This is a genomic window from Paenibacillus sp. PsM32, assembly GCF_030433815.1.
GTDB classification, from domain to species: Bacteria; Bacillota; Bacilli; order Paenibacillales; family Paenibacillaceae; genus Saccharibacillus; species Saccharibacillus kyungheensis.
In genome coordinates, this window is the sequence record NZ_JARUWY010000010.1 from 113488 (window position 1) to 125829 (window position 12342).

At 36.4% G+C, this 12342-nt stretch carries 8 protein-coding genes; 5 read left to right on the forward strand and 3 right to left on the reverse strand.

What is annotated here, in order from left to right; genetic code table 11:
- The first annotated feature begins 466 nt into the window (after positions 1–466).
- Together QCD85_RS18020 and QCD85_RS18025 are read left to right on the forward strand one after the other, a co-directional pair.
- Complete coding sequence (locus QCD85_RS18020; protein WP_301263445.1) at positions 467–1717, forward strand: stalk domain-containing protein; 1251 nt, start codon at positions 467–469, stop codon at positions 1715–1717.
- 18 nt (positions 1718–1735) lie between these two features.
- Positions 1736–2707 carry a D-2-hydroxyacid dehydrogenase family protein gene (locus QCD85_RS18025; RefSeq protein ID WP_301263446.1) on the forward strand — a complete coding sequence of 324 codons (972 nt, stop codon included), beginning with the start codon at positions 1736–1738 and terminating at the stop codon, positions 2705–2707.
- Positions 2708–3241: 534 nt separating this feature from the next.
- On the opposite strand, the gene QCD85_RS18030 is transcribed toward QCD85_RS18025, so the two are convergent.
- The 3 genes from QCD85_RS18030 to QCD85_RS18040 all read right to left on the reverse strand — a co-directional run bounded on the left by QCD85_RS18030 (position 3242) and on the right by QCD85_RS18040 (position 8043).
- Entirely contained in the window at positions 3242–4636 is a 1395-nt protein-coding gene (locus QCD85_RS18030; RefSeq protein ID WP_301263447.1) for a hypothetical protein, read from the reverse strand.
- A gap of 454 nt (positions 4637–5090) precedes the next feature.
- A complete protein-coding gene (gene cls, locus QCD85_RS18035; RefSeq protein WP_273616048.1) occupies positions 5091–6539 on the reverse strand; it encodes a cardiolipin synthase in 1449 nt (482 codons plus the stop codon).
- Between the two features lie 154 nt (positions 6540–6693).
- Entirely contained in the window at positions 6694–8043 is a 1350-nt protein-coding gene (locus tag QCD85_RS18040; protein WP_273616049.1) for an MFS transporter, read from the reverse strand.
- A gap of 313 nt (positions 8044–8356) precedes the next feature.
- On the opposite strand from QCD85_RS18040, the gene QCD85_RS18045 reads away from it, so the two are divergent.
- From QCD85_RS18045 to QCD85_RS18055, 3 genes are all read left to right on the forward strand, one after another.
- Positions 8357–9412 (forward strand): NAD(P)/FAD-dependent oxidoreductase, encoded by a 1056-nt coding sequence (locus QCD85_RS18045; RefSeq protein WP_301263448.1) that lies wholly within the window; start codon positions 8357–8359, stop codon positions 9410–9412.
- A 214-nt stretch (positions 9413–9626) separates the two neighbouring features.
- On the forward strand, positions 9627–10967 hold the full coding sequence (locus QCD85_RS18050; protein WP_301263449.1) for a response regulator transcription factor: 1341 nt from the start codon (positions 9627–9629) through the stop codon (positions 10965–10967).
- 159 nt (positions 10968–11126) lie between these two features.
- Positions 11127–12335, forward strand: coding sequence for a threonine synthase (locus QCD85_RS18055; RefSeq protein WP_301263495.1), 1209 nt, complete (start codon positions 11127–11129; stop codon positions 12333–12335).
- Positions 12336–12342: the final 7 nt, after the last annotated feature.

Consider the following 12342-nt stretch of genomic DNA (forward strand, 5'->3'; position numbering starts at 1 on the left):
CGCTATAATCATGCAGAGAACAGTCCTCATTGGAATCCATTAACGGGGATTAGGCGGTACGATCTAATAAGATAATCACAATGCATTATCGGTTCAATCATACGGCTACAAAGGGGTAATTACACATTTGTCGACTGAAAAAGCTCTCAGCAATCGCTTTTCTCTCTGGGCAGCGCATAACGTGAATCATGTCTTTGGTCAAAGCCTGATATAAGTTGGGATGTGTTATTGATTCCTGATTATAGGAGTGTAATCGTGAAAGGTCAAGATTAAATTTAAAAAGATTTATCAGAATAAATACAAAATTATATAAAAAAGAACATTTACACATAAGATAATATCAATAAATGAAAAATTCAAAATAGTTTATAACAATAAAATAATTAAAAATATAACAAGACAGTTAACAAGTTAGCAATACAATATATAAATGAAATAGAAAAGGAAATCAAAAGGGGAAATAAGTATGATGTTAAAGTTTACTAAAATAATAAGCATTGGTTTGATTATGAGTATGTTACTATGCTTACAAAATAATCAAATTAGTGCTGAAGGATCTTCTCAAAAAATGATTGAAGTATCTGTAGACTTCGATGGGGAATTAATTAAAAAACAGATAGGATACACTAAAGATGGATATTTGATGTTACCTTTGAAGGATATCCTCCAAAAATTTGATTTTAAAACAAGCTATAATCAAGAGTTTAAGTACTATACTTTATATACCGATGATTCAATATTTTATATTAATATCGACAAAACAGGAATAGTTCCCTCTAATGCAGAATGGACTGGGTTTCCTGTGGAAGGAGACATGATAAACGATACACTTTATTTGCCAATTCTTAGTGTTTTAAAAGGATTAAATTGTTATTCTGATTATAGTAGTTCAGAAAAGCATCTTAGTATAAAAACGTGGGAAAAACATGATCAGCCAGACTTCTATAAAGTACTGAAAAGCTATTATGGAGATGGAAGTCGTTATCCAGACCCTTCTATTTTGGATCAAGATATGCAAAAAAAAGTATTTTATAAGATCCTTCCTTTTTTTAATGATTTTGTATGGAATATCAAGCCTAATATTTACAAAGTGGATTATATTCAAAAAAACAAAGCAATTATTTATGTAGAAGGAACAATAGAATCTAATGTTCTTGTTAAAAAAATAAGCACTAAATTAACATTACTAGATCGTGGAGAAGGTTGGAAAGTGCTGAGGAGTTATGGGAGTGAATATGTTGGTTATATTCCAGAGACAGCTATCTCTATAAAAAAAAATACTCAATCGAATCAAAAGAAAATGATTTCAAAAATCGAGAATGGATTCGAACGTTTTATTCAATCGTATAATGATCAGAATTTTACAAAGTATTTATCTTCACGTTCCACTTCCTATGTAAATTATTTAAAAGACTATGCTAAACGCCCCGGACATAAAGAAGATTATAAAATATATATCCAAAATCAATTGTATCGTAATAGCGAAAATTATGGAAAAAACATAAAAGTTAATCATTCAACAGTGTGGTATATTAGTAAAAAGCAAGCTATGCTAACTACTGAAGTTACTTCTGTAGATGTAAAAGGATGGGATGAAAACAGCAACAAAGTTTATGGAGAAGTAATAAAAGAATGGATCATCAGTATGGATTTAGAAAAAGATGGATCATGGAAAGTTGGAAAAATTGAAAAGTATTCTGATCATTCTATAGAATAACCAAAGGAGTACTAGACGATGAAGCTGAACTGCGCCATTCTTGATGATTACCAGCATGTTGCCGAGCAGATGGCAGATTGGTCAGTAATCGAATCGCAAGTGAATATTGATAGTTATCACGAATATTTTGAAGATCGAAATGAATTGATTGAAGCGATTCAGGATTATGAAATTCTAGTTATTATGCGTGAACGGACGAAGTTTCCAGAAGATGTACTTCGTAAATTGCCTAATCTTAAACTGCTGATTACTACAGGCATGCGCAACGCTTCGATTGACCTCAAAGCAGCAGGGAAATTAGGAATTACAGTCTGCGGAACACGAGGAAAAGGAGCTGCACCGACTGAATTAACATGGGCGCTTATTTTAGGATTGTCCCGTCATTTGATCCAGGAAAATGAATCGTTTCGCAACAATGGAGCATGGCAAAGTACGATTGGAATCGGATTACAAGGAAAAACATTAGGGCTATTGGGATTAGGTAAAATCGGGCAACAAATGGCTACGATCGGACAAGCGATGGGAATGAATATTCTGGCATGGAGTGAAAATCTAACAGCTGAACGAGCAGAGGCGGCTCATGTGCAATTGGCAGCTTCCAAAGAAGAACTATTAGCTGAAAGCGACTTTCTATCGATCCATCTGGTACTTAGTGATCGCACACGCCGAATAATAGGAAAATCCGAATTAGCTTTGATGAAGCCTTCTGCATACTTGATCAATACTTCACGTGCAGGCATTGTCGATCAGACTGCAATGATCGAAGCATTACAAGATGGGACGATTGCAGGAGCTGGATTAGATGTATTTGATACAGAGCCTTTACCGTCAGATCATATATTACGCAAATTACACAATGTATTAGCAACACCGCATATTGGTTATGTATCCGATGATAATTACAAATGCTTTTATAAAGATGCGGTAGATAACATTGTAGGATATCTTAATAACGATATACAGCGAGAACTAATCTATGTGCGAACGTAACGATATACAACATTATTCAACATTGAAATGGATATCATATTAAATAATAGTTGAGAAAAGTACTATTCTAATAGTCATTTTGCCAATTGATGTTGGAAATAAACTTGTAAATATCGAAATATTATATATGAAAAGTCTGGAATTGTAGATATCACTTTGCTCGTGAGAAAGTGGTATTTATAGTTTGAGGCTTTTTTAGTATGAACAAATTGATCAGATGAATAAATCACAATTTTAAGGGGGAATATATATTTACAACACTATAAAAATTATTTCACCATATGAAAAATTCATAATAATAAAACCAAAATAAAATCACCCGAGATACATAACATAAATAATTCACTATTACGCTCCTGCACGTATCAAAAACTAACTAATCTTAATGATAAAAGCAAACAAAAAACCGCCACATTATTGATTACGCATAAGTGGCAGTTTTTTATTAAAAACGTATAGATATAAATGATACCTTAAATCGCACAATGTTTACAGGATGATCGTTACACCATATTACAAATCGCAAAAACGTGATTACTTAGAATCTCCGTTCAAATAATTGAAGAATGGCCCATCTACCCAGAATTGATAACTATCCACTTTGAGCGAAGGATCAAGCGCTTTGAAGCCAGCAGCCACATCAGCAGATTTTTCTTTCAAAGAGAATGATTGTACATAATAATTGCCTTGAGTGATTTTGTTATTGCTAATCACGTCATAGTCTTTGATTGCTGTCTGAGAATAGTAGAGCGGTTGCCACCAAGAGTTATAGATCAGACCTTTTTGATCTTCACTATCTTTTTTCGCATAAGCTAGAATGACTTTTTGGAATTTGTTTTTGTCAGCACTATTAGCAAATTCAAAAGCCAAATCATATTCTTTAGCATTAGCGATATAGTTGCCATTAGCGATCTGAGACACATGATAATCCTCAGTTGATTTAGGCTCGCCCCATTCTTTCAAATAAATAAATGCAGATGTTTTCGGTTCAAATTGTACTTTGGCAGAGATCCCTTCACTACGTAACAAACCAATCAATTGAACCGCATGTTTGATATCATCATGACCGTAATTTAGAGACAGTGCGTCTATAAAATTAGCTTCATAACGGCTATCTTTGACATTGTAACCAGTCACCAAGTTTTCTTCTAACGCTTTGTTCGCTAATTCTTGCAATTCTGGTGCTTGAATTAAACGTGACGTGTTATAAGCATCTTGCAATTTGGCATAGATATCATCATCACTGGTGTAACCGAGATAGTGTTTGTATTGCCCTTTAAATTGCAACACCTGTCCAAGCAATGTCTCTACAAATACAGGTGACGGAGAAGTAGATTGTGATGCAGTTACAGCTTTATACAGAGATTTCGGCAATAAACCACTGTCTACAGCTACAGCCAGTTCTTGACCTGTTTGGGTCGATACAGAAGTTGGTTTGATCGCCAGCTTGGCAAGTGCAGTTTTTACTTTAGCCGGAGGATATGTATACGCCAGTTCCTTGAGACCAGCTGCTTTGACAGCGAAATAAACAGCGGTACGTGCGTCTAACTTTTGATTAGGATGAACAGTAGTACTGGAGAGGATACCATTCTCATATAAAGCTGTAGCTGCTTTATATAGCTTATGGTTAGATGGTACATCAGTAAATGTAGCATCCGACTTTTCTGGAGTTAATTGAAGTGCTGTAGCAAGGTCTTGGATATACTGCCCACGACTAATCCCGTTCGCTACTGAAATATTGAATTTGGATTGCAAAAATTGTGAGTATTCCGAAGCGCTGACCTCATGCTGTGCGACAACCGCAGTAGCTGCATAACTGGTACTGCTGTATAACACAGGTGAAGCGACAACAGAGACAGCAAGTGTCCAGGCAATAACTGATTTACGAACAACTGACTTTTGTAAAAATGCTGTAGAAAATGGTAACATTCTTAATCCCCTCCAATTAATTACATAAATCCTATAGGTTTTATGAGAAATATTATTCTGAATCATAATATGGAGGGTACAAACTGTCAATCAAAATAAATGTGATCTATTGAATAGAAAATATTAATAATTGATATTAGAATAATAATCATAGATTTATCTAACATAATAGTTAATTTGTACAATAAAATACTTACTCTAAAGGGGAACACAATGAATACAAAGATCATATGGAGTGCTTCTATAATTGGAAAAGGCTACAAAACTATGGGATCGTGCTGTAGATTATTAGGCAGATTTTGATGAAAATCTTGATCGTTTACAGAAGCGTGCTAAAGATTGGAAAAACTATCAGTCTACGGATTAAATCAAATTATTAAATTAAAAAAACTCGCTATTTAACCGGAATATTCTTTCACAACAAGAATTCAGGCAGTAGCGAGTTTTTAGTTATTTATAATATCGGGGAAAGCAGACGAGCGAACGATTCAAGCATCCGTTGATACAGTGGACGATTCTCATAATCAGCCAGTGTAAGAACTTTGCTATCCAAGATATCTTGTAAAAAGAGTTCTTCTAGCTTGGTCGCTGTTTCGCTATCATAGACAATCGCATTCACTTCAAAGTTCAGCTTATAACTACGAATATCCATATTGGCTGTACCGACCGAAGCAATCGTACCATCAATCACCATCGTTTTGGCATGCAGAAATCCTTTTTCATACAGATAACAACTAACATTCAGTTCTAACAATTCACGCAAATACGAGTAAGAAGCCCAGTAGACCATTTGATGATCTGGTTTTTTGGGGATCATGAGATGCACTTGAACACCGGAAAGCATTGCCGCTTTGAGCGCAGTAATCATACTTTCATCCGGTATAAAATACGGTGTCTGAATCATAATACTTTTTTTGGCTTCATAGATCATTTTGATATACGAATACTTAATCGTCTCCAAGCTGCTATCCGGGCCACTGGATACAATCTGCATTCCAATCTTACCAGTAAATGGCTTGGTTACAGCAAATAGTGAATAATCTTCAGACATTGGAGTATTCAGTGCTAAATGCCAATCTCGCAAAAAGTGAGTCTGCATTTGCAAAATAGACGAGCCTTCTACACGTAAATGAGTATCACGCCAGTACCCGAATCGTTTGACTTTGCCTAGATATTCATCGCCCACATTGAAGCCACCGATATAACCACAATCTCCATCAATAATGACTAATTTGCGATGATTTCGATAATTTAATTTAAAATTAACTTTGGGAATACTAGGTGGGAAAAAGGCAGCAGCTTGACCGCCAGCTTCACGTAATTCATGGATGAATTTTTTGTTAACTTTGGAACTGCCCCACGCGTCATAAATCAATCGTACAGTAACACCTTCGCGCGCTTTGGCTGTAAGGGCATCAATTAACTTACGACCCAATTCATCCCGCTGAATAATATAATACTGGATATGAATATACTGCTTGGCGTTAGCAATATCTTCAAATAAAGCATCAAACTTTTCATTACCATCTGCAAAAATACGAACAGCATTATCCTGTGTATACAGCGCATAATTACTAATCAAATTCATATGCACTAATTCATGATAACGACCGATTGAAGGATCATTAAACGAGAAACTTCTGGAATGAAATTCTTGACGCTGATCTTCTACAACGGATTCAATAATCGACCTGAATTCTTTGCGCAATCTAAATTTTTTGACCCGACTCAAATTCTGACCAAAAAATAAATAGACAATAAACCCAACCACCGGTAAAAAGACCAGTATCATTAGCCATGCCCATGTAGCCCCAATATTGCGTCTTTCCAAAAACACAATAAAAAGAGCGAAAAAGATATTAATCGCAATAAAAATCCAGGAAAGATGCGATAAAATAGACATTCACCGTTTCCCACCTTAACTATGTAATAGAGTTCACCATTCAGCATACCAAAAAATAAGATATTACACACTATAAAAAGAAAAACTGCCAATAAAAGCTGGGTATCCAGCTATACTGGCAGTACGTATTGTATAAAATGTAACTGGTACCAAACTAAATTTTGATATGATGATCGGCAGGTTCTACAGGTTTACTACGCATATACCAGATTAACATGATTAGCGACAATACCGTCATCGTTAACAACACTACATAATTCATACGGTAAATTCCTGAAGACGACTCGAACGGATTGCGAGCAATTAATAATCCGAAAACAGCTGTTGCTGTAGCACCACCAAAAAATTGAGTCAATTGGAAAACACCTACACCTGATGATAATTGCTTGCGTGGAAGCATACGAGATACTTCATTTTGTAGAGAAGCGCCTACGGCTGAGAACGAAGAAGCTAGCAACATATAAGCAGCCATCAATACATAAGGTGAGAAGGTGAGAAATCCGATTAATCCAGCAAATGTAACCACCATAATGATATAACCGATAAAAGATAACCGATAGTTACCATACTGATCGATCCAGCGACCGATAATAGGCGTCATAATCGCTGATAATATAGCACCCGGGAAGATCATTAATCCGCTAAATGAAGCTGATTGACCGAATACCTGATTAAGCACTAATGGGATTAGAAAAACCATACCTAGATTGATCGCAAAACAGCAAAATGACATAAAGAGCATTTTACGATAAGCGGTATTACGGAACAGTTCGGGTAAAATAAACGGATTGGAAGATCGGCGTAAATGAAAGACCAATACGATAAAAGCTACAATAGCGATCAATAAGTTCACCCATGATAAGCGACCAATACTTAATAGTAGAGACGGGATAACGATCACCAATAATCCTGCTCCAACAATATCGAACTTCTGATCTTTTTTGAAAGAGAATTCCTTTTCAGAAGGAAGCATTTTCCAATAAGCAGGTACAAGCAAAACAATTAATCCTGTGACCAAAAACAACGAATTCCATCCCAGACTATCTGTTAGAAATCCACCCAATACAGGGCCTATACCAAAAGCAAGTGAACCACCTGCTGCAATAAGAGAAATCGATTTGCCTCGTCGATCATTAGGCACATAACGTGTGGCAAGTACAAGCCCTAATCCTTGCATCGGCCCTGCACCAGCAGCTTGCAAAATACGAGCTAACATCGCCATTGGGAAATTATTTGCGGTAAATCCGATTACACATGAAGCAACTAATAGCAGTATGCCTACCATTAACAATTTACGTACAGGATACCAGTCAGATAAGCGACTGAAAATAACAACCGATAAAGCAAACACGATCGAATATCCTGAAATTAGCCATGAACCGAGCGAAGAGCTAATATGTAAATCAGCAAGAATACGCGGTAAAGAAACATTGAACATCGTTGTGTTCATAACAACTAGAAAAATACCAGCTGCCCACAACGGGATAACAACTTTATCTCTCATTCACAAACCCATCCTATCTGTAATCTACTTCTTTATACTTACATACTTACATACTTACTAGACTATAGCTGAATATAATTGATATGGCAAAATGGATATAACCATTGTTGTTACATTTAATCGCTTACAATTCTGCTAACTACCACAATTCTAGTTATTTATTATTTTCAAATAAAATCATATTAAAAATAAAAAGCTGAAATTGTATCTATTTTCTAGATAGTATTGAAACCGTTCATTTTCTAATCTATAATGATAATCATTATCAATTAAGATTATAAAGAATAACTTATCAAATAGGAGAGTGACTGTTGTGACAACTGCATTAGAGTTATATGATGTGACGATTATAGGCGGTGGACCCGCAGGATTATATAGTGCTTTTTATAGTGGAATGAGAGATATGAAGACCAAGATTATCGAATACAATCCGCAATTAGGTGGGAAAATCTTAATTTATCCTGAGAAAATGATTTGGGATGTAGGCGGACTTCCACCTTTAAGTGGAGCACAACTGATCGAAAACTTGATTCAACAAGCAATGACATTTGAGCCAACTGTCGTTCTCAATCAGAAAATAGCAGGTGTGGAGCGGCTAGAAGATGGCAATTGGTTGCTTACAGCGGCAACAGGGGAACAGCACTATAGTAAAACGATTATTTTGGCGATGGGACATGGTATTCCAACGATGCGCAAATTAGAAATTGAAGGTGCAGATCGTTATGAAGTAACCAATCTTCATTATACTGTCCAAGAATTAAATATTTTTGCAGGCAAGCATGTTGTTATCTCTGGCGGTGGAGATTCTGCGGTAGATTGGGCAAATGCGCTACAACCAATTGCAGCTAGTCTAACAGTAGTGCATCGTCGTCATGAGTTTGGCGGACACGAGAAAAGTGTAGTAACGATGAAGCAGAACTGTAAAGAAGTACTAACACCTTATGGCTTAACAGCTGTTCAAAGTCATAATGGAACTCAGATTGATGAGATTACAATCACCCATGTAGAGACAGGCGAAGTACGTCATCTGCCTGTAGATGCAGTTATCGTCAATCATGGAATGATCGGTGATCTTAGCCCGCTACTTCACTGGGGAATAGAAGTCAATGAAAATGGACGTCCGATTATTGATGAGAAGCGTCAAACGACTCAACCCGGTATTTTTACTGCTGGAGACTTAATTGAATACACAAATAAATTATACTTAATTGCAGGTACATTCGTCGAAGGAGCAGCCGCTGTAAATAGTGCTAAAAAATATTTAGAACCAGAAGCCTACAGTCAAGCTTATGTATCTTCACACAATAAAAAATTCGAAGAAAAAAATAAAATGCTTGAATCAAAAGCTTCAGTGAATGTAACAGTATAAGTAGCATTATATAGTAGAGAGACAAAAAGACTAAGGCAGAAGCTTTAGTCTTTTTTTATTGGTATTTTTGTTGGTATAAGTGATGTGATAATAGGATTTATAATGAATTATGATTCCTATTTTGATTATTTTATTTTTAAGTATGTTAAAGCGCTTAAACTTCTGGTATATTATGGATATGTGTATAGATCTTACATCTGAGGAGGATACATACTTGTATAACATTCTGATGCTAGATGATGATCAAGAGATGATCGCAACAATAAGTCCTTTATTATTACATTCCGGGCTGAATATCCAACATATTTTTTCGGCAACTACATTTTTGCAGGGATTGGATTATATTCGTGAATACGATATTGATCTACTAATTACCGATCTTGAAGTAGCAGGCTTGAATGGAATAGACGATATGCAACAGGTGAAATTGATCAAACCTTCTATCGAAATAATAGTTGTTTCAACACATAATACATTTGAATATGCACAGGCAGCTATCCGTCTGGGTGTCAAAAATTACTTAATCAAACCGCTTGAGCTTGAGCCGTTTCTAGATTCGGTGCGAGAAGTATTGTTGCATGTTAATATCGCTAGACCAGCGATTGAACATACTCATTGGGCTCAAGGCAATCATTTTCAGATGCAACGACATACGATTCAAAATCATATCAAGCTAAATCAGTTATTTGCTCCACATGCTTATATACCTCAAGAAGAATCGGTATATCAATCGTTAGGATTGCATGGTCCTTATTACGCTATGATCAAAATTCAGTATCAACCGCTTACTTCAAATCAGGTCGCTCTCACGGTAGCCGATCACTATTTGCTCAATTATGCGGTAATGAATCTGGCAGTCGAATTGGTACACAATCAGTGGAATAGCGTTATTTTCGAGACAGATGAATGTGAAGTTAATATGATTATGCAATGGGATGAGACATCATATCTTCAAGGATGGCATCATAAGATTCGTCAATTGAATCAATTGGGGCAGTTATTGCATAACCATATTAATAACTATTTGCATATTCCCAATGTGATAGGGATCAGTCAGATTTTGAAAGGAAACGAATTTATCAATCAATTAAATATACAAGCTCACCGGGCATTAATGTGGCATACTCAATATCCAGATCATCATGTCTTTTATTATGGAGATATGTACTGGAAAAAGCATGAAGTCAGTGAGCCAACAGCAGTAATAGAAGAGAACAAAGGAAAGAATCCGTATAATCTGATCGTATCTCAGGTCAAAGCTTATATCGAAAAGTGTTATGGACAAAAAGGGTTAACTATTCATGATGTAGCCAAAAAAAATCATGTCAGCCCTAATTATTTAAGCTATTTGTTCAAAAAAAATACAGGCTTTAATCTATGGGAATATGTGATCAAGCTACGTATGGAAGAGAGTCGCAATTTATTGTTAGAAACAGATCTACGTAGATATGAAGTGGCAGAACGTGTAGGATATGAATCTCCTGAACATTTTAGCAAAATATTTAAACGATATTATGGCATCAGTCCTAGTGAATTCAAGCAATTGCAAGCTTAAATGATATAGGGTGCAGATTAAAATCGAGACAAAGATATACAGTTCTTATTCATATGTAATAACCAAGTTAACATGTCAGATTAATTGGCAAAGCCGGAGAAGAACTGTTATGATTTGTAGTATTGATTTGCAAATTATAACAGGAAGCAGGAATCCATGATGACGTACAGTTATGTTTCTCATTTGGAATGTCCGGTATGTGATACAACGTATGATGCAAATAAAATCCAACAACTTTGTACCTGTGGTTCACCACTATTAGTACGGTATGATCTAGAACGTGTCCGTAATGAAGTGAAACGATCTGCTATTCGAGAACGCAATCCTGATCTATGGCGTTATCATGAATTATTACCTGTACAGCATGAAGATCATGTCATCACGTTAGGAGAAGGAATGACTCCTTTACTTCCTATGCCCAAGTTAGGTGAACGTTATGGACTGACTCATTTATATATGAAAGATGAAAGTTTGATTCCAACAGGAAGCTTCAAAGCAAGAGGAGCGGCAGTAGGTATTTCCAAAGCTAAAGAGTTAGGTGTCCAGCAATTTGCGATGCCAACGAATGGTAATGCAGGGGCGGCATGGGCGCTGTATGCGGCTCGCGCAGGGATCAAAGCAACGATTGTCATGCCTCAAGATGCTCCTTCTATTACTCGCACTGAAGTGTCTTTGTCTGGTGCAGAGTTATTTTTGGTCAATGGATTGATTAGTGACGCCGGTAAAATGGTTGCAGAAAAGGTAAAACACGATCAGATTTACGATGCATCTACACTCAAAGAACCTTATCGGATCGAAGGTAAAAAAACGATGGGGTTAGAAATAGCAGAACAACTAGGCTGGGCAATGCCAGATGTTATTCTGTATCCAACTGGTGGCGGTGTCGGTCTGATCGGTATTTACAAAGCGTTACAAGAACTGAAAGAAATCGGCTGGTTAGCAGGCAAATTACCGCGATTGGTTGCTGTTCAAGCCGAAGGATGCGCCCCGATTGTCAAAGCATGGGAAGAAAAGAAAGAACGCTCTGAATTCTGGGAGCAATCAACGACGGTTGCTTTTGGGATTAATGTTCCCAAAGCACTTGGTGATTTTCTAGTATTGCGTGCATTGTATGAGACAGACGGTATGGCGATTGCTATTTCAGATCAAGAACTGCTAGAAGAGCAACAACATATCGCTGAATATGAAGGGGCGTTTGTGTGCCCTGAAGGTGCAGCTACATTTGCCGCGGCTAAACGATTGGCTGAACAAGGCTGGATTGGTCGTGATGAATCAGTAGTCGTGTTGAATACAGGAGCAGGTATTAAATATCCAGATACAGTGAAGATCGAAGTTCCATTGTTAGAAATTGGTGAATCGATTATATAAGCAATAT

What these genes read in the sequence shown, in the direction of transcription:
- QCD85_RS18055 (WP_301263495.1), top strand. Translation starts at nt 11,127, where the DNA reads ATGACGTACAGTTATGTTTCTCATTTGGAATGTCCGGTATGTGATACA.
- QCD85_RS18040 (WP_273616049.1), bottom strand. Translation starts at nt 8,043, where the DNA reads ATGAGAGATAAAGTTGTTATCCCGTTGTGGGCAGCTGGTATTTTTCTA.
- QCD85_RS18020 (WP_301263445.1), top strand. Translation starts at nt 467, where the DNA reads ATGATGTTAAAGTTTACTAAAATAATAAGCATTGGTTTGATTATGAGT.
- QCD85_RS18030 (WP_301263447.1), bottom strand. Translation starts at nt 4,636, where the DNA reads ATGTTACCATTTTCTACAGCATTTTTACAAAAGTCAGTTGTTCGTAAA.
- cls (WP_273616048.1), bottom strand. Translation starts at nt 6,539, where the DNA reads ATGTCTATTTTATCGCATCTTTCCTGGATTTTTATTGCGATTAATATC.
- QCD85_RS18025 (WP_301263446.1), top strand. Translation starts at nt 1,736, where the DNA reads ATGAAGCTGAACTGCGCCATTCTTGATGATTACCAGCATGTTGCCGAG.